General features: G+C 28.9%; 20 protein-coding genes. All 20 read right to left on the bottom strand.

Annotated features, from left to right (window positions below; translation table 11 throughout):
* Positions 1-10: 10 nt before the first annotated feature.
* Entirely contained in the window at positions 11-1,333 is a 1,323-nt protein-coding gene (locus AC1RRN_RS13170; RefSeq protein ID WP_492967721.1) for a glycosyltransferase, read from the bottom strand.
* The gene (locus AC1RRN_RS13165) at positions 1,321-2,574 is read right to left on the bottom strand and encodes an ABC transporter ATP-binding protein (RefSeq protein WP_492967720.1); all 1,254 of its coding nucleotides are present in this window, start codon (positions 2,572-2,574) and stop codon (positions 1,321-1,323) included. Before AC1RRN_RS13165 ends, AC1RRN_RS13170 begins: the two co-directional genes overlap by 13 nt.
* Before the next feature lie 49 nt (positions 2,575-2,623).
* On the bottom strand, positions 2,624-3,490 hold the full coding sequence (locus AC1RRN_RS13160; RefSeq protein ID WP_492967798.1) for an ABC transporter permease: 867 nt from the start codon (positions 3,488-3,490) through the stop codon (positions 2,624-2,626).
* A 184-nt stretch (positions 3,491-3,674) separates the two neighbouring features.
* Positions 3,675-5,642, bottom strand: a complete 1,968-nt coding sequence (locus AC1RRN_RS13155) for a polysaccharide biosynthesis protein (protein ID WP_492967719.1) — start codon at positions 5,640-5,642, stop codon at positions 3,675-3,677.
* An 84-nt stretch (positions 5,643-5,726) separates the two neighbouring features.
* Positions 5,727-6,611, bottom strand: a complete 885-nt coding sequence (rfbA, locus tag AC1RRN_RS13150; protein WP_492967718.1) for a glucose-1-phosphate thymidylyltransferase RfbA — start codon at positions 6,609-6,611, stop codon at positions 5,727-5,729.
* A gap of 52 nt (positions 6,612-6,663) precedes the next feature.
* A complete protein-coding gene (gene rfbD / locus AC1RRN_RS13145) occupies positions 6,664-7,509 on the bottom strand; it encodes a dTDP-4-dehydrorhamnose reductase (RefSeq protein WP_492967717.1) in 846 nt (281 codons plus the stop codon).
* A complete protein-coding gene (rfbC, locus tag AC1RRN_RS13140) occupies positions 7,509-8,057 on the bottom strand; it encodes a dTDP-4-dehydrorhamnose 3,5-epimerase (RefSeq protein ID WP_492967716.1) in 549 nt (182 codons plus the stop codon). Before rfbC ends, rfbD begins: the two co-directional genes overlap by 1 nt.
* Positions 8,058-8,075: 18 nt before the next feature.
* On the bottom strand, positions 8,076-9,212 hold the full coding sequence (locus AC1RRN_RS13135) for a DegT/DnrJ/EryC1/StrS family aminotransferase (RefSeq protein ID WP_492967715.1): 1,137 nt from the start codon (positions 9,210-9,212) through the stop codon (positions 8,076-8,078).
* A complete protein-coding gene (locus AC1RRN_RS13130; RefSeq protein WP_492967714.1) occupies positions 9,205-9,630 on the bottom strand; it encodes a WxcM-like domain-containing protein in 426 nt (141 codons plus the stop codon). Before AC1RRN_RS13130 ends, AC1RRN_RS13135 begins: the two co-directional genes overlap by 8 nt.
* Positions 9,627-10,592: an MraY family glycosyltransferase gene (locus AC1RRN_RS13125; RefSeq protein ID WP_492967713.1), complete on the bottom strand. Its 966-nt coding sequence runs from the start codon at positions 10,590-10,592 to the stop codon at positions 9,627-9,629. Before AC1RRN_RS13125 ends, AC1RRN_RS13130 begins: the two co-directional genes overlap by 4 nt.
* Positions 10,592-11,494, bottom strand: a complete 903-nt coding sequence (locus tag AC1RRN_RS13120; RefSeq protein ID WP_492967712.1) for an NAD-dependent epimerase/dehydratase family protein — start codon at positions 11,492-11,494, stop codon at positions 10,592-10,594. The genes AC1RRN_RS13125 and AC1RRN_RS13120 overlap by 1 nt, the downstream gene beginning before the upstream one ends.
* The gene (locus tag AC1RRN_RS13115) at positions 11,491-12,309 is read right to left on the bottom strand and encodes a glycosyltransferase (RefSeq protein WP_492967711.1); all 819 of its coding nucleotides are present in this window, start codon (positions 12,307-12,309) and stop codon (positions 11,491-11,493) included. Before AC1RRN_RS13115 ends, AC1RRN_RS13120 begins: the two co-directional genes overlap by 4 nt.
* The gene (locus AC1RRN_RS13110) at positions 12,309-13,010 is read right to left on the bottom strand and encodes a glycosyltransferase family 2 protein (RefSeq protein WP_492967710.1); all 702 of its coding nucleotides are present in this window, start codon (positions 13,008-13,010) and stop codon (positions 12,309-12,311) included. The genes AC1RRN_RS13115 and AC1RRN_RS13110 overlap by 1 nt, the downstream gene beginning before the upstream one ends.
* Positions 13,011-13,012: 2 nt before the next feature.
* Positions 13,013-13,735 (bottom strand): glycosyltransferase family 2 protein, encoded by a 723-nt coding sequence (locus AC1RRN_RS13105; RefSeq protein WP_492967709.1) that lies wholly within the window; start codon positions 13,733-13,735, stop codon positions 13,013-13,015.
* Positions 13,728-14,933 carry a hypothetical protein gene (locus tag AC1RRN_RS13100; RefSeq protein WP_492967708.1) on the bottom strand — a complete coding sequence of 402 codons (1,206 nt, stop codon included), beginning with the start codon at positions 14,931-14,933 and terminating at the stop codon, positions 13,728-13,730. The genes AC1RRN_RS13105 and AC1RRN_RS13100 overlap by 8 nt, the downstream gene beginning before the upstream one ends.
* A complete protein-coding gene (locus AC1RRN_RS13095) occupies positions 14,930-16,162 on the bottom strand; it encodes a glycosyltransferase (RefSeq protein ID WP_492967707.1) in 1,233 nt (410 codons plus the stop codon). Before AC1RRN_RS13095 ends, AC1RRN_RS13100 begins: the two co-directional genes overlap by 4 nt.
* Complete coding sequence (locus AC1RRN_RS13090; protein WP_492967706.1) at positions 16,159-16,884, bottom strand: glycosyltransferase family 2 protein; 726 nt, start codon at positions 16,882-16,884, stop codon at positions 16,159-16,161. Before AC1RRN_RS13090 ends, AC1RRN_RS13095 begins: the two co-directional genes overlap by 4 nt.
* 333 nt (positions 16,885-17,217) lie before the next feature.
* Positions 17,218-17,892: an acyltransferase gene (locus AC1RRN_RS13085; RefSeq protein WP_492967705.1), complete on the bottom strand. Its 675-nt coding sequence runs from the start codon at positions 17,890-17,892 to the stop codon at positions 17,218-17,220.
* Positions 17,893-17,910: 18 nt separating this feature from the next.
* The gene (locus tag AC1RRN_RS13080) at positions 17,911-18,882 is read right to left on the bottom strand and encodes a GDP-mannose 4,6-dehydratase (protein WP_492967704.1); all 972 of its coding nucleotides are present in this window, start codon (positions 18,880-18,882) and stop codon (positions 17,911-17,913) included.
* Positions 18,879-19,982 (bottom strand): glycosyltransferase family 4 protein, encoded by a 1,104-nt coding sequence (locus AC1RRN_RS13075; RefSeq protein ID WP_492967703.1) that lies wholly within the window; start codon positions 19,980-19,982, stop codon positions 18,879-18,881. Before AC1RRN_RS13075 ends, AC1RRN_RS13080 begins: the two co-directional genes overlap by 4 nt.
* Positions 19,983-20,014: the final 32 nt, after the last annotated feature.

The following is a 20,014-nucleotide window of genomic DNA, read 5'->3' as shown; positions in this document are numbered from 1 at the left end:
AATCTTTTATTTAAGCATTAATTATTTCGTCAAATATTTTAGCAGCAAACTCAAAAGAAGAATACTCTTTGATTTGATTAACTGCATTTTTAGAATAAGAATTATATTCTAAATCTGTAAGATCAAGTATTTTTTTAATACCCAAACTTAAGTCATGACTATCTTTCAATACAGCTTTATAACCATTAAAATCATTAATAACCATATTATTTACCACTCCCATATCAAATCCGACTACTGGAGTGCCACATGCCATCGCTTCTGATACCATCATTGGTCCTGAATCTTCTATAGAAGAGTTTACAAATAGATCTACAGCCTGGTACAGCAAAATCAATAATCTATAATCAGTAATGTAATTGATTTTTTGTTTTTCAAAATTTAAAGTTTTAAACTCTTCTGTCACTTCTCTAGAAACTACGACAATAACAATTTTATTTTTTTGCTCAATTGTTAATTGAGATTCTAAGCTTTTTAAAGCTTTAATAAAATATGAAAAACCTTTTCGAGGATCGTGTGAATTTTGACTCCCTGCCAATATATAAAACTTCGATTTGTCAAAATCAAAAATTCGCTTGGCTATATCTTTATTTTTTGCATTAAATATTTCTGTGTCTATTAAACTATTAATGTTATAAAACACTTTTTGATCTTTATAGATTTTAGAATCCTTAGCTTGCTTTAGAGTCCAACCAGAACCAGAAATTATATTAAAGTTTCCTTCCTTCGCATTTTTAAGTTTGGTTTCGAAATTAATTTTTGCCAGGTCTCGACCATTTTCTCCTATAATTGCAGGACATTTTTCATCGCATCCTTTTATATAACCATCGCAATCCCAAGCATAATGACATCCTCCAGTAAAATGATTCATATCTACAGTTATATTAAAAATTTTGGCACCTGTATACCGATACAAATTTAATAAGTCAGTGCTATTAATGAAGTCATTCGTCATCCCTGAAATGATAATTTCAGGGATGAAACCTATTTGTGCAATTACATTCTCTGGAGATATATTTGCTTTAGCTTCATCTCTGCTTTTAAAGGAATATTTATTATCAAAATGAATTGTATTTGGTTTTTCTTTTAATTTTTTTTTTAGTTTATGTATAATTTTGATTAGTAATCGTACTATTATGGATCTTTTAGGAATTTGCTTTTTATTTTCATAATACTTAACAACAAACTCGTCACTTTTTGTTTTATGCTGTACCAACATACTAACAGTATGTCCTTGATTTTTAAAAAAATAACCTAATTTATAAATTGCCTCATAAGCACCACTTACATCTCCTGTCGAGAGCAATAAAATTTTTTTATTTAAATTTCCCATTTTACTGGTATCTTAAAAATTCCATTTTCTGTATCTCCATCTTTAAATTCTTCTTGAGCCAGATTTATAATATTTAGCCTTAATTTTTCCTGAGGAAGGTCTAACAATTTGATTTTTGGTATATCTAGCGCAAAGCCTACCATATAAGAATTTGCTATTAAAGAATTCCCGGGTACTTTAACTACCCACTTAATTAATCCAACAAAATCTAATGCTCGACGATTTATAAAAATTACATTTTCATATTTATCTAAAATTGAAAAATTTAAGCGGGCATTTTCTTGAATAAAATTATTTCTAAGAGTTATATTAATAAAAATATCTTGATTAGCAAAGTACTCAATAACTTTCTCATCATTTTCATTTCTGAGTTCAACTTCTAAAATTTGTGCTTCTTTACTAGTATCTTCTTCATAAATTATTTTGCTAAGATTTTCCTCTGTTGAATTTATTTCTAAATATTTTGATAATGCATCATCAATATTGCCGTCAAATTTGACTTTCCCATGTTCCATAACAATCCCTCGATTGCACAATTGTTTTACCGCCGACATATTATGACTCACAAACAAAACAGTCCTTCCTTCACCTCTAGATATATCCTGCATTTTACCAATTGCTTTTTTCTGAAACTCAGCATCACCAACAGCCAAAACCTCATCTATAACCAAAATTTCAGGTTCAAGAAAAGCCGCAACCGCAAAAGCCAGACGAACAGTCATTCCACTACTATATCTTTTTACTGGTGTGTCAATATAACGTTCACAACCAGAGAATTCTATGATCTCATCTAATTTTGAAGTGATTTCCTTTTTTGTCATTCCAAGGATAGCACCATTTAAAAAGATATTTTCCCGCCCGGTCATTTCACCATGAAAACCAGTTCCTACCTCGAGTAATGAGGCTATACGACCGCGAGATTTTATAGTTCCTGTTGTGGGTGCAGTAACTTTTGAAAATATTTTTAACAATGTCGATTTTCCTGCTCCATTTTTACCGATAATTCCTAAAACTTGTCCACGTTCGACTTCAAAGTTAATATTCTGCAATGCCCAGACATAATCTGAAGTTCCCTTAGTAGAGCGATCATTTGTATCCCCAATTTTTAAATAGGGATTTTCTTTGCCACGTATCTGATGCCACCATCTGTTAAGATCATGACTTAATGTACCCGTACCTACTTGTCCTAAACGATATTGTTTAGAAATATTTTCAGCCTTTAAAATAATATCTTTTTTCAACTTTTAAGTATAATTGTAAATTATCGAAATGAGATTTTTGCTAACTAATTTAAACCGTATCTATAAAGCTCTTTTCAGTTTTATTAAAAACTAAAAGTCCTAAAAAAAATACTGCAATAGTAAATACAAGAGTGTAAATTAATCCTAAAATGGAAATTTGTCCAACATCTAGAAGCATATAACGAGAAGTTTGTATGATGTAAGCTAATGGATTATATTCTACAAGCCATCCAAATGTTGGTAGCTTATCTTTGATTAATTCCATTGGATACATCACTGCTGATAAATACATTAGCAACTGTATTCCAAAACCTACTAAATTACTAATATCGCGGTATTTAGTTACCATTGAAGAAATTAACATTCCTAATCCAAGACCTAGAATTCCCATCATAACAATCAAGATAGGGAAAAATGGAACCAGAATATTTAAGTGTAAATCTGATCCTTTAAAATAGTAATAACAATAAAAAAATACAAAAATAAAAAATTGTATTCCAAATTTAATCAAATTAGAAATTACAACTGACAGAGGTGTAATGATTCTTGGAAAATAAACTTTGCCAAACATACCGGCGTTCCCTTTAAAAGTATCTGATGTTCCATTAAGGCAAGCTGTAAAATAATTCCAAACTGTTATTCCTGCCAAATTAAACAAAAATGGAGGAATTGTTCCTGTATTTATACCTGCAACATTATTAAATATTATAGTAAATGTAATCGCAGTAAACAAAGGCTGAATTAAGTACCAAAGAGGTCCCAAAACTGTTTGTTTATAAACTGTAATAACATCCCGTTTTACGAAAAGAAATAGTAAATCACGGTATTGCCAGACTTCTTTAAGGTTTAGTGAAAAAAATTTATTTTTAGGTGTTATTTCAAACAACCAGTCCTTCGAGTCATTGTTGGTATTCATTGTTTTTTCGATTCTTATTATAGTATTGGTTATAATTGAATAACCACTGTATTGCTTCTTAGACATCAAAAATCTTTCAATTTAACAAGATTTTTAGTCTTTCGAAAAATCCCAAAAAAGCAAAAAGGCGTTTTTACAAAACACCTTTTATTATCATTTATTTGAATTAAATTATAACTCTATTTTATTTATCCAAAACTTCAAAAGCAGAATTCATACTTTTAAATTCGGGGACAATTTTTTTCATTTTGGCCACGATATCATCATTATCGTAGAAATCAGCAATACCAATAAGTTCATCTACCTCAGTATGCAAATTTTCATATTCATCCTGAATTTCCTGTGCTATCATGATTTTGTTATGATATGTCGGCAACGTTTTAGAAGTATCATTTAATAATTCTTCATAAAGTTTTTCACCTGGTCTTAGACCTACTATTTTTATTTTGATCTCTTTGTCAGGAATAAAACCTGCTAATTTTATCATTTTTTTAGCCAAATCGATAATTCTTACCGGCTTACCCATATCAAAGATGTAAATTTCACCTCCATTACCCATTGCTCCAGCTTCTAAAACTAGTTGACAAGCTTCAGGAATTGTCATAAAATAACGAATAATATCCTGATGGGTTATGGTAACTGGTCCACCTTCCGCAATTTGTTTGGTAAACAATGGAACAACGGATCCGTTTGACCCTAACACATTTCCAAAACGAGTCGTAATAAATTTTGTAGCCCCTCCGTTATTTTCACGTTGATTTTTCAGGAAAAGAGATTGAACATATTTCTCTGCAATACGTTTACTTGCTCCCATAACATTGCTAGGATTCACAGCCTTATCTGTCGAAACCATTACAAATTTCTTGACATGGTACTTGCATGATAGGTCGGCTAAATTCTTAGTTCCTTTTATATTTGTCAGGATTGCCTGTGAAGGATTTTCTTCCATCAAAGGAACATGTTTGTAAGCCGCGGCGTGAAAAACAACGTGTGGATTATAATTTTTAAAAACTTTTTCTAATGCTTTTTTACTTCTTACATCAGCAACTACTGCAACAATCTTAGTTTCAGAATTCATTGCAAAAGTTTCTAAACATAAATTATGCAATGGTGTTTCAGCATGATCTAAAATAATTACAACCTTAGGATTAAATCCAAGAACTTGTCTTACTATTTCACTTCCGATTGATCCTGCTGCTCCGGTAATAAGAATTGTTTTTTCTTTCAATTGTTTAGAAATTGATTTGCTATCTAAAACAATAGGTTTTCTTTCTAATAAATCTTCAATTTGGATATTCTTAACTTTCTGAGAAATTTCTTTTTGATTTTCCCAATCTGAAATCAATGGGACAGTATATACCCTGTAGTTGAATTCTAAACATTGATCAACAATAATTAATTGCTCTTCTTTAGATAAACTTTTATCAGCTATAATTACACCTTCTGCAGCTACTGAACGCATTAGTGCAGGTAATTTTTTTCGGAGAATCAAAATCGGTAAATCCAACATTCTCTTAGAAGCATTTTGATTATTTTTATCTACAAATCCAACAATTTTAAATCGGGAAGGAGTTTCGAATTTTAATGCATTTGCAACAGAAATTGCATTAGCATCTGTACCATAAATTACTGTTCTAATCAGTTTTGTACTTGCTTTTTCTGAAAAATATAATTCAAAAGTTTGCTTTACGATTACACGATATAAAAACAAACCACAAAATGACAAAACCAAATTAATAAAAAGTGCAGTATTTAAAAAAGCTTTATGTCCTGTGTACAATTCAAAAACAAGATTAAAAAACAAGAAAAACACCAAAACAGACATTTGGGAAAATAACAATTTTATAGCATCAATGTAAGAAGAGTGCCTGATAATTCCCGAATAGGTTCTAAATAACCAAAAGAAAAATATATTTACTATTAATAAACTACCAACAAAATAGAAATCATGTGAAGTAATAATATATCCTAACGCTGTACCTTCAAACAGCATGTAAGTAAATGTAAAAGAAAACGCCAAAACCATTACGTCTATAGCAACAATTATCCACCTAGGCAGATAACTAAGGTTATTGATGTGCGCCCTTAGATTCCTTGGAGAAAATGAATTATGCAACAAATCTGCTACTTTGGTTTGTTTATCTGTATTCAATTTTAATGATTTTGATTCTGCAAAATTTGTATGTCTTACAAAAATACAAATTAAAGGTATTAAAAAATTATTTCTTTTAGTATTTTAGGCTTTAACACCTTTTCTCTTTTGTTTTAAAAATTCAATTAAGTAGGAACCGTATCCTGACTTAACCAAAGGTAAAGCCAGATTTTCTAACTGATCATCCGTTATAAATCCTTGTCTCCATGCAATTTCCTCAATACATCCCACTTTTAATCCTTGTCTTTCTTCCAAGACCTGAACAAATTGTCCTGCTTGCATTAAACTATTAAATGTCCCTGTATCTAACCATGCTGTACCTCTGCTTAAAATACCAACCTTAAGGTTTCCTTTTTCTAGATATACTTTATTAACATCTGTAATTTCATACTCTCCACGGGCGCTAGGTTTTATGTTTTTTGCAATTTCTACAACTGAATTGTCATAAAAATATAATCCTGGTACTGCATAACTTGATTTAGGTTCTTCTGGTTTTTCTTCAATCGAAATAGCTTTAAGATTTTCATCAAACTCTACGACACCATATCTTTCTGGATCTGAAACATGATATGCAAAAACAACTCCACCCTCAGGTTTTGTATTTGATTTCAATAATTCCTGCATATTAGACCCAAAAAAAATATTATCTCCTAATATCAAAGCAACATCATCATTCCCAATAAATTCTTCTCCAATTACAAAAGCCTGTGCCAGACCATTAGGGATAGCTTGTTCTGCATAGCTAAATTTACATCCAAGAGTATCTCCGTCTCCTAATAATTTTTTAAAATTTGGCAAATCATGTGGTGTCGAAATAATTAAAATTTCATTGATACCAGCCATCATCAAAGTAGATAATGGATAATAAATCATAGGTTTATCATAAACCGGCATCATTTGTTTGCTCATTGCTAGTGTTAAAGGATGCAAACGGGTGCCAGAACCTCCAGCTAATATAATTCCTTTCATCTGTTTGATTTTATATTTTAGATTCCTAAACCAGGAAACTTAAAATGTTACTTTATTTAAACATTTTTCTCAGGCTTTCTTTATAATTTGGCACATTCAAATTATAAATCTCTTTAATTTTTTTCTTATCTAATAATGAAAATTCCGGACGTTTTGCCGGGGTTGGGTAAGATGATGATGGAATTCCACCAACATTACAATCGTATCTTCCCAATTCTTTTATTGTCAATGCAAACTCATACCAGCTTATTTCACCTTCATTTGAATAATTATAAATTCCAGGTATCCAATTAGGAAATTGGATTATATCAATCATCGCCTGTGCTAAATCAGCTGCATAAGTTGGCGACCCAATTTGATCGTTTACAACATTAATTTCATCTCTTTCCTGCATCAATCGCTGCATAGTTTTAACAAAATTATTACCAAATTTACTATATACCCAAGAGGTTCTTATAATAATTGAATCGGGATTTTCTTTTAAACAGGCAATTTCGCCAGCTCGTTTACTTTCACCATAAACATTTATCGGATTTGTTTTTGCTTCTTCATTTAATGCCACAGAAGACGATCCGTCAAAAACATAGTCAGTAGAAATATGAATTAATTTCGTATTATTTTGTGACGCATATTTTGCAATTAATTCAACTGCTGAATAATTTATTGTAAAAGCCAGATCTTTTTCAGTTTCAGCTTTATCAACAGCTGTGTGAGCACCACAATTAAAAATTATATTTGGGTGAAGATTTTTTAATTGAGACTCTAGTTTCTCTAAATTATCTAAAGTTATAATCGTTCTGTCAGCAAAAATCCATTCATAATTTGGGTAATTGGCTGATAAAACTTTTAGTTCAGAACCTAATTGCCCATTTGCTCCTGTTACAAGAATTTTTTTCATTAAAACAAACTATTACAATTATCAATAAATGGAAGAATTTGATCTTTTTCAGAAACAATTGCCTCTTCTAAATTCATTCCCCAATCAATATTTAAGGATGGATCATCAAATTTAATTCCACCTTCAGAAGCTTTATTATAAAATTGATCACATTTGTACATTACTGAAGCAGTTTCACTAATAACTGAAAATCCATGTGCAAAACCTTGTGGAACTAGTAATTGTTTTTTATTTTCCGCAGTTAATAAAACACTAAAAGATTTACCATATGTTGGAGAATCTTTTCTCAAATCTACTGCTACATCTATAATTTCACCTTCTAAAACACGAACTAATTTAGTTTGTGCAAAAGGTGGATTCTGATAATGTAAACCTCTTAAAGTTCCTTTTTTTGAAAAGGATTGATTATCTTGGACAAAATCAATATTAATTCCTAAATTTTCAAATTTAGTTTTACTATATGATTCAAAAAAATATCCTCTCTCATCCCCAAAAACACTTGGCTCTACAATAACTAAATCTTTTATAAATGTTTCTTCAATTCTCATATTATATTTTATTGTATTTTATGATTTAAAAAAAGTGGTAATTACTTCTCTTATTCTATTTTTATCGTACATTGTTAAATCTGAACCAGATGGCAAACATAAACCTTTTTTAAATAAATTCACAGCTACAGTAGTCCCATAATAGGGATATTTTTTAAAAATTGGTTGTAAATGCATTGGTTTCCAAAGTGGACGACTTTCAATGTTTTTTGCTTCTAGTGCTAACCTTAAATTTTCTCTATTTTTATCTGGGCTTTCAGTATTTATCAAAATAGTGTTCAACCAATAACTTGAAAAATAATCTTCATTTAAAACATCAAAAAGTTGTACGGCTTCTATCTCTTTAAAAATTTCTTTATAAAAACTATGATTTTCCGTTCTTTTTGTAATATTGTCCTCTAGAATTCTCATTTGTCCAAGACCAACTCCTGCACAAATATTACTCATTCTATAATTGTATCCAATTGAGCTATGTTGATAATGTACCTCATTATCTTTTGACTGAGTAGCATAAAAAATTGCTTTTTCTTTGAGCATTTTAGAATTAGAAATCAATGCTCCGCCACTAGAGGTTGTAATAATTTTGTTCCCGTTAAAAGACAAAATTCCTAGGTTGCCAAAAGTTCCACATTTTTTGCCTTTATAAGTACTGCCTAAAGCTTCGGCACTATCCTCAATAATTGGAATTTGATATCGATCTGCTACTGCATGAATCTCATCTACTTTGTAAGGATTTCCGTACAAATGAACTGCTATAATCGCTTTTGGTTTTTTGCCTTTTTTTATTCTGTCTTTTATTGCTATTTCAAGATTTTTGGGGCAAATGTTCCAAGTTTCTTCTTCGCTATCAATAAAAACAGGAATTGCTCCTTGATACAAAATGGGATTTGCAGATGCAGAAAATGTCATTGTCTGGCAAATAACTTCATCATCTTTCTCGACCCCCAATAAAATAAGTGCTAAATGAATTGCTGATGTTCCAGAGTTTAATGCCGTTACAAATGAATTTTCACCTAAATAGTCTTTAAGTTCTATTTCGAAATTATCTACATTTGGTCCTCCAGAAGTTATCCAATTGTCTTCTAAGGCTTTTGAAATGTATTCTTTTTCAAAACCACTTTGTTGAGATAATGATAAATAAATTCTTTTATCCATTTATATTCCAATAATCTGAAGGATAACGAATATCGTCATTAGCAACATCTGATAAAGGCAAAGTAGAAAACGAAATCAATTTTGAATTACTTTCTAAAGATTCCACAGCATTTGCGTATCCTGCTGGAATATGAACAATCTTACTTTCAGATTCAGATAAGAACACTGTTTCAATAGTAAGATTTTTTGAGGGCGCTTCCCAATTATCAACCTTTACAAAATGAATTTTAAAAGATCCTGTAACACAATAAAAGTTTTTAGCATCTAATTTATGACCTTGCCATGCCCTAATTGGATTTTCATCAGAATTACTTATAATATAAAACCTTTCGATATCTTGAAAACTAAAATCATTTACAAATGAAATAGTTCCGCGATGGTCAGAGAAATTTCCACCTTGAATTATTGATGGAATCATGTATTTAACTTTAAATTAATTTTGTTTAATAAATAAAACTTTAGTGTATAAACCAATACTAAAGGTGCTATAACAATTACAAACAATAATACATCATCAACTTTCTGATATAAAAAGATAACTAAAATTGAAATGGCTATTTGAACTAAAGCATAATAAAGAGAAACTAATCTGTGCTGTATTTTATATTCATTACTTAAAACCTGATATAAATGTAAGCGATGTGCTTCAAAAATATTTTGTTTTAAATATAATCTGTGCATAATTGTACAAACCGAATCTATTCCATAAACAGCTAAAAACAGCAACCAGATCAAAGAACTAGTGACTAGAATAAGTTTTAATACCAAATAAATGATGTAAAAAGCAATTGCAATACTCCCAACGTCTCCTGCAAAACATTTAGCTTTTTTTCTATAATTAAAAAATAGAAAAATTAAACTCGCAATCATTCCGTATTTAATAAAACTACCATCAATAAACCATTGAATATTGGAATTGACGTACAAAAGAGATCCCAGTACTGCCAAAGTATAAAGTCCTGTAATACCATTTATACCATCCATAAAATTGTAGGCATTAATTAATCCAATTGCAAAAATATACGCTATCGCTATTCCCCAGATTGGAACTAAATTAAATAATCCTAAATCATAAAAAATTAAGGTAATGGATAAAAAATGAATTGAAATTCTGACCTTATTTGACAAACTTTGAATATCATCCCAAAAACTTACAAAACTAACCAGAGTAATTCCAATAAAGAAAAAATAATTGTTTTGAATATGCTGTAGAAAATACAAAAGAGCAGAGAACCAAAAGATAATTCCTCCTCCTCTTAATGTTATTTCTGTATGAGAACTCCTTAGATTTGGTTTATCAATGATATTAAATTTGTCTGCTACTTTAAAGTAAAGAAGCATTATAATCATTAAAAGAATTCCTAATATTGTGTATTCCATTATTTATTTATAAAAGCTTTTATCGTTTTTTCTAATCCTTGTTGAGCTGTAAAAGGCATTTTTTGGATTCTTAATGCTGTCTTTATTTTTTGATTTGAAACTCTGTAATTTTCAGTCAACTTTTGAATAGTTTCTGTATTTAAAGGAAAATGAACAAAATCACCAATTTTAGCCACTCCATTAATTATATATTTTGGAATTGCAATTGATAAGTTTCTTTTATGAGAAACAGAAGATATAATTTGGATCAATTTATTAGTTGATAAAACATCATCATCTGAAAAATTATAAATCCCAGAAGGAATTTCTTTATTCTGAAGAATTTCTTTAATCAAAAAATTAAGATTGTCAATTCCTAAAAACGATCTTTCATTATGAAATGCTGCCAAAGGATAAGGAATTCTCTTTTTCACCACATTATAAAGTAAGTTTAAATTCCCTTTATTTCCCGGGCCATGAATCATACAGGGTCTAATAATGAAAACTCGTTTTCCGGATGGAATTTCCTTAGATAAAATATATTCTTCTGCTTTCAGTTTTGATTGCCCGTATGGTGTTTTTGGATTAGGCGTAACATCTTCATATAAAATTTCTGAAACTTCGTCTGCAACAGCTTTTACACTACTGAAATAAATAAAATCTTTAATTTCGCTTTGCAAAAAAACATCAAACAATTCTTTGGTTAATTCTGTATTAACTTGAAAATATTCTGAACTATCACTTACATTTTTGGTATCATGTGCCTTTCCTGCTAAATGGATTACAGCTTCTCCCTCAAAATTATTTTTCCACTCTAAATTCCTAAGAGATATAGCGTTTATTAAAAAATAATAATGTGAAAGATACTGTGAAAGATTTTGACCAACGAATCCTGACGTACCTGTAATTATTATATTTTTCATTTTTCGAATTGCTCTAATACTTCTTTATTTATTTTTTTCCTCTCAGAGTCAAAAAACCAACCCCATTTGTTAAAATATGTTATTGCTGAATTTACAAATATCTTGAATAATTTTCTGCTTTTATTTGCCCCCGATTCATATCCATGATAAACAGAAACGATCGGAAAATAAATTGTTTTATAGCGTTGATGTATTCTTCTGGAAAGGTCCCAATCTTCAAAATACATAAAATAGGCATCATCATACATTCCTACTTCTTTAATAGCTTTAAGATTTAATAAAGTAAAGCAACCAGAAATTATAGGTACACTATAAATTTTATTTTTTTCAACAAATCTTAATTCATATTTATCAATAAATTTTTGATAATAATTTTGAGGGATTTTAAATTTCCTAAGTAATATACTAAAAGGATTTGGTAGTAATTTTGGAAGATATTGAATCGTACCATCTATATTTAATATTTGCGGCATCATCATCCCTACATCACCATTTTGTTTCATATAATCAATCATTGGACTAATTATATCAGTCTCAAAATAAATATCGGGATTAACTACAAAATGATATTTTATTCCTTCTGCAATTGCTTTTTTAATTGCAATATTGTGAGCTGATCCAAAACCAGGATTAGACGGATTATGTATATAAATTACATTTTCACGGTTACCCAGACTTGATAAATCATCAGTTGGGGAATTATCGACAATATAAAGTTTAAAGTTTAAATCATTTAAAGAAATATTATTAATTAAATTATTAAGTTCTTCCTTTTCATTATTATAGCTAACTATACTTAAACTAAATTCATTCATTATATTTTTTTTATTAGCGCTAAAATTAGGTTAATCCTAAACATCATTTTTTGAGTCAAACTGTAATTACTTTTCCCTGTTGAAGTACTAGAAGAATTATTTGAATGCTTCCTATGCAAAATTAAGGGAGTGTTAATAAACTTTACTTTAAATTTTAATTCTCCAACAAGCCCAATATAAGAATCATGCATTGGTAAATTACGAGGAAATGGAAGACATATGTCTAATAGACGCCGCGACATTGCCATGCAGCATCCCATGTAACTATTTTTGAAAATATTTTTCACTATTCCTGGTCCCGAATTATTAAAATGAAAATATGATGAATTCCATCTAACTAAATTTTGATCTACTAATTCACAATCGGAAACAACAAGATCATATCCTAATTTCATTTGTTCTACCATTATTTTAACCTTATTATCTAACCAAACATCATCTTGATCGGACATAAATATATATTCACCTGTAGCGTGCTTTAATGCATTTTCAAAATTATAGATAGGGCTCTTGAAATTATTGCCTTGAATTATTTTTATTCTTTTATCATATAATGATTCAACTAACCTTATTGTTGCATCTGTAGAACCATCATCCGAAATAATTAATTCATCACAAATATCTAACTGATTTAAAATAGAACGAATTTGTTGTAAAATAAATTCCTCTCCATTAAATGTAGCAATGCATACTGATACCATTATTATTTAATAAAACTTATGATTCTAAACTTAACCAATAAGATAATCTGTAGGATCTTATTAAAAATTGTATTGCTATAATTCGAACGAATGCTATTAGTTTCTGATATAAATAAGTCCTTTCTTGAATGACTTAGACCATCATTAGCACAAACTGAAATAAATTGATCTGTCGTTATTATTTTTAGTTTAGCTCTATCGAGATAACACATTAAATTTAATTCATAATCTGCAATTGTCTTATATTCTATATTATATCTAAATTCCTTAAATAATCTTTTATTATAAAAGGTTCCCTGATGGTGTATAGTATTGTGCAAAAATAACAAAGAATTAAACCTTGGCTTAACGACTATATTATTAGTATATGTCATATTTCCCAATAAAAGATCTGGTTTATGTTCTTCTAGAATACCAGCCACTTTACTTAAAACATTATTATCGTATAAAATATCATCCGATCCAATAAAATAAAGAAATTGACCTTTTGAAGCATTAATACCTTTGTTCATTGCGTCATAAATTCCCCTATCCTTTTCGGAAACATAATAATTAATAGATTTTTTATATTTTTCTAAAATATTAACTGTATTATCCGTCGATAGGCCGTCAATAATAATCAATTCATAGAAAGGAGATTGATTTAAAATACTATTTATACAATCTTCGATAGTTTCCTGTGCATTAAAGACAACTATTATAATAGATATTAGTGGTTTATTCAAAATTAAATTTATTATATGAATAGAAAAAAATAAAACTTAGTGAAAGCATCGAAAACATGTCTTCAATTCCTGGTCTTTGTAGATAACTAACAAGAAGAACAAGCACCAAAACAAATTCCTTAGTTTTAATATACCTTAAAACTATAGAATAGATTGGTGTAAGAAAGAAAATAATACCATAAAATCCATAATTAGCTAAAAAACCAATAATACTGGGATTATAAAGTTCATATTTTGTCTTGATTTCTAAGTTATCACCTAACCCTAAAAAGAAATTATCTTTTATAGCCTGCCACTGTAAAATAAATGATTCAGACCTATTATCTCCTTCAAAAGTCCCTGATTTATCATTATATTGAAATCTACTGAAAAAAGAATCAAAAATTCTTGAAAGAGCTTCTATTGGGTACAAAAAATTAAATATTAGAACCACAGTAACTATAACTATAGAAATCCAAAATAGCTTTTTAAAATTGATAACCTTTGCGATGATCCAATATATTAAGAACAATATAAATGTCAAATAAAAAGCAAGAGAGAAAGTTAGAATTCCTGCGATAGAAAAAACCCATCTATATTTATTATTTTTAAAAGTTATTTCATTAATAAATAAAAAATAATTCAGCATTAATGCAAATGCTCCTGGCTCATCTGCAAATCCAGCGGACCTTAATGTCGTAATTCCACCCCAATTATATACTGCATTACTAGCTCCAATAAAAAAAAAGTAATGTGGCCTACTATCTAATTTTGTGAATATAAAATAAGGAATAGGTGCTCCTGCTGTCCATAAAACAAAAAGTATAATCGACAATACTGCTATAATATAATTTGCTTTTAAATATATTGTAACGAATTTATTACTTTTAATGATGAGAATAAATGCGGAAATCACAAAAAGTATCTTAAAAAATAACCCTATAAATCTTCGAAAATCAAATAAAGTACCCTCTCTCAAAAAAAGAAAGACAGCATAAATAAATCCCGAAAAGAGATAGATTATCCAGATAATAAACCACTCCTTATCTTTCTGAGCTATTATTTCCTTACTATAAAAATTTGGTATAATTATTATTGATATCAAAAGGATAAGCCCTGATGAGATCAATATATAGAATGAACCAAAAAGGTAATTCCCTATGTAAGGAAATGACGAAAAAGTTATAACAAGAAAAATCCAACAAAAAAATTTGTTCATGAATTCGCTAATTTATTTGAAATCCTGTTATAAACTTCAAAATATTTATAGGAAATTACCTTATAATCAAATTTATTAACTGCATATTTTCTTGAATTCTGTTTAACCTCTAAAACCTTAGAATTATTAATCGCCCATATAATTCCTTTTGCGAAATCATCAACGATAAATGATTTTGCAATATATCCATTCTCTAAATGATTTACTATATCAACTGTTCCGGAAGAATCAAAGCACACTACTGGTTTCTCCATTGTAATACCTTCTAATGCAGTTTGACCAAAACTTTCAAAATAAGAAGGTACTAGAATTACATCACTAGCTGCAAAAAGTATTTTCAAAACAAGTTCGTCAGAAATTTCACCCATAAATTTAGTTTTGACTCCTGATATCATAATATCCTCGCCGCTCGTTCCAAACATAAGAATTTCTAAATTATCTTTCATTTCATCAGGAACTATTTTAATTGCCTCCTTAAGCAACGAAAAACCTTTTCTAATGTCAGAGGTTGGATTTACAGCACCTAAAGTTAAATACATTTTTTCTGATGATAGATTAAGAAGGTTTCGAGCAAATTCTGTGTCAATAGGCCTCCAAGAATCGGTATTAATTGAATTGTGAATTCTAAGCAGATTATTTCCCTTAAAAATTTTGCTATCTTCCACCTCTTTCTTTAGCCAATCTGAAACACATATAATTTCCATATTAAGATTTTTCCACATTTTGCTCTTAATCTTCTTTAAATAAATATCAATAGATTTATTTGTAGCTTCACTATCATTAAAAATCTGAAAATGATGTCTGCCTAGATATGACCAACTATCATGCAGTGTCCACACTATTGGTTTTTTAATTCGGCGAAAGTCTTCTATAGAAATAGTTTCACCTCCGATCCAATGAAGATGTACCAAATCAAAATCAGAATTATTTATAAATTTAATGATTTTTCTTGATGATAGAATATTATATGATTCAGTGCCGACACCGCTTGATCTAAAAATCAAATTCATTAAAACTCTAACGATTCTTGGTCTAAGAAAACTAATTAATTTATCCCAGTTACTTTTAATAGGGGTAACATAATTTGAACGATCATTACTTACTGGATCAATTATCAAATAAGAAGAAGAATATTTTTCCGAAAAATTAAGTCGTAATGACTCATCAATTCTTCTAAGCGCTATAAATGCACCTCCTCTATCAGTATAATTTACATGTAATACTTTCATTTCTTTCTACAATTAGATACGAATAAAATCATAGAGAACTTAAATAAAAAATAAGGCCAATAATAATTAATTTTATTTTTAAAAATAATACTTAAATATTCTCGAATATATAATCTATCCATTTTTGATGAAACTCCGCCACCTTCAAAAATTGCAATAGTTGTATTTTCATAAATAAAACTTTTTTTATCCTTAATTAATCTCTGAAACAAGTCAAAATCTGCAGCAATTTTATAATTTGAATTAAAGCGATATTCTTTCATTAACTGAGTCCTAACAATGGCGGCTTGATGACAAAAAGGCATTGCATAACCAATTGTTTTTAAATCATAAGGAAATACAACTTTATTATTTTCTAAAAGAATATTTCCATAAAAAACATCTTTATTTTTAGTAGATCTCAGGAAATTGAAATTGAAATCTAAAATTTGATCTCCAGCATTGATATAAATTAAATATTTACCATTAGCAATATCAGCCCCCTTGTTCATTGCATCATAAATTCCTTTATCAGGTTCACTAATCCAATGAGAAATTTTATCTTGATAATTCTTTATAATTTCTACTGTACCATCATTACTTCCTCCATCAATTATTATGTACTCATAATCATTGAAGTTTTGATTAGTGACACTTAAAATTGTCTTCTCAATAGATCTAACAGCATTAAATGAAACTGTTATTATAGAAATTAAAGGAATATTGCTATCGTTATTCATCATATACAGAAGGTGATTATTCAATCACTTACTTTATTATTTATAAAAAATTATTAGAATTTTGCTTCATGAAAAGTAAATACTTTCCTTCATGACTTTAACTTAACTTACTTCAAATAGATTTGAATATTTAATGAGAACACGTGCAGCATTCACTAAAAAAGTTATTTAATTTTATAACACGTGCAAAGTAGAATGGTCGCTAATAACTTCTACTTTTAGAAATATATTCTAAGAATAATTAAGAATTAATAAATAGACCAAGGAGGAATTGAAAATTTCACATCAAAATGTAATTTTAAAAGTTGAATATTTACTAGCTAGTTTATATTATATCTAAATTCGCTCTCGCATCCAATCAATTTCATTTTTAACAACTTTTGCTGGTATACCTACTGCAATTGAATTACTTGGAACACTTTTGGTAACTATAGAACCTAAACCTATTATACTATTGTTACCTATATTAACTCCTTTTAAAATTATGGAATTTCTCCCAATCCAAACATGATTGCCAACTACAATATTTTGAGCAGTATTTATTCTTTTCTTATTTAGATTATCAATTATAGAATGAGAATCTCCTGTTCTAATCTCAATTCCGCTTGAAAACATGCAATCTTCACCAATAGTGATAGTTCTTTCCGGTTCCGTAACCGCTAAATGAGCAGATTCTATTGTTGTATTTTGTCCAATAGTTATTTGACAATGATTATCTTCAAACCACACTATTCCATCTTTAAAAAGACAGCTTTCGCCAATTATAAATTTATGATTATCACCTCTAATATAAATTATTAAATTAGATAATCTCGATCCTTTCATAATTTCAATAAGGTTATTATTACCAATAACATCATATTTCACATTGGATAACATACCTTTATTGATGATTTTGTTATCCTTTCCTATTATTTGTTTTCTATATTTAGCCCTTAAGTTTTGAATTCTAATTTTGATCAAACGAATCAAAATACTTTCATTAAGAATTATTTTAATTTTATTTTTCATTACTATTGAAATTTAAAATTATTTTTTATCAATTCCCAGAGATCTAATTTCTTCATCAATTAACATATCTAAAACCGAATAAAAATCTAAATCATAACTCCACTCTAACAGTTCTTTTGCGGGAATATTATCTCCATATATATCTTCAATATCCGTAGGTCTCATTAATTCCTCGCTAACAAGCAACTTATCAAGTGAAATATTTAATGATTTAAAAACATATTCAATAATGGAACGTAGTGTAATGCTTTTTCCAGAGCATATAATAAAATCAGCAGGTACATCTCTTTGGAGCATCAGCCACATGGCTTCAACATATTTTGGAGAATAGCCGAAATCTCTCTTTATATCAATATTACCAACTTTTAAATACCAATCAGGATTATTTCTATTATGAACAGACTCAGTCAAAACTTTTTTTACAAAAAATCCACTTGACCGTAAGAAAGATTCATGGTTAAACAAAACCCCATTACATGCAAAAACATTGTATGATTCTCTATAGTTAACAACAGTCCAATGCGCAGAGGCTTTTGAAATTGCATAAGGACTTAGTGGATGCATTGGCGTGTTAATAGTAATAGGTAGATCCTTTACTGTTCCATACATTTCGCTACTTGAAGCTTGATAGAAACGAGTATCTGGTTTTATAATTCGAATTGCTTCTAATAAATTTATTACAGAAATAATATTAAAATTTACAGTTCCGATAGGTTGTTTAAATGATAAACCTACTGAACTTTGAGCTGCTAAATTATAAATTTCATTCGGTTGATATTTAGTAATTAATGAAATAATACTTGACAAGTCAAGTAAATCGCACTCTTCAATCACAACATTTTCACTTACTTTTAAATAACTGATTTTCTGAAGTATATCTGAATGATTATTTCTAGTTATCCCAATAACTAGATAGTTTTTATTAACTAATAATTTGGTCAAATATGCACCATCTTGTCCACTAATTCCTGTAATAAAAGCTACTTTCATAAAATTTTATTATAAACTTTTATTGTGTCATCAAATGTCTTATCCCAAGAAAAGTGCTGTAATCTTTTAGTTCCTTTTTCAATCAATTCTACACGCAACTGCTGATTATTAATCATACTTGAAGTTGCCTGATAAAGTGAATTCTTGTCGTTAGCATCAAAATAAACCGCTCCAGCTCCACCAATTTCAGGTAACGATCCACCATTACTTAATAACGTTGGACAACCTGAGCCAAAAGACTCTAGAACAGGAAGACCAAAGCCTTCGTATAAACTTGGAAAAGCAAAAAATAAGGCATTTTTGTATAAGTTTGACAAAATTTTGTCATCAATTTTTTTTACAAGGATTATTGTCTTATTTAAACCCATTTTATTAATAAAATCGACCTCGCTAGTAGAAAATTCACCTCCGCCTGCACAAACTAATTTTAAGTTATTTTCAGTTAATAATGAAGAAATCACAGTAACAAAACCTTCAAAATTTTTATATAATGAACGATTACCAACAAATAATATATAATCTTGCTCAACAAATTTATCGACCTCCGCAAGGTTATTTTCCAACGAATTACCTAAATATACTACGTCAATTTTTTCCTTTTCAATACCATAAAGATCAATTATGTCATTTTTGGTTGTTTCGGATATTGCAATAATCCTGTTGGCCTTTTGAGCTAATGTTTTCTTAAATTCATAAATCTTGGTATCGTTAGCGAATTCAGAATATTTATCTGCAAATTTTTCTTGAATCAAATCATAAAAAGTAACTACAAATGGTTTGTTTTTTATGTACTTTAGGAAATAATCATCATAATACGTTGGATGAAAAACATCAAATGCGCCTTTATTAACAGCATTTACTGATGATCTTATATTAAGACTTTTTGTTATTCTAGCCTTTCCTCTAAAATTCACATCATGTAGTACTCTATTTAGTTTAGGATTAAATTCTTTATTATAGTATGCATTCTCTGTAAAAAGAGTCGCTACCTTACAGCTATCATTTACATCATCAAACCTTTTGATTAATTCAAAAAAATATCTCGAAATTCCTCCGTATCGTTGATGTGTAAAGATTTGATGATCAAAAAGTACTTTCATAATTTAAGACTTATTGTGATATTAGAAATGTT

The sequence above is a fragment of the Flavobacterium sp. GW821-FHT11G01 genome (genome assembly GCF_058808175.1).
Note: the sequence above shows the minus strand (reverse complement) of the source record. Positions and strands in the feature narration are given on the sequence as shown.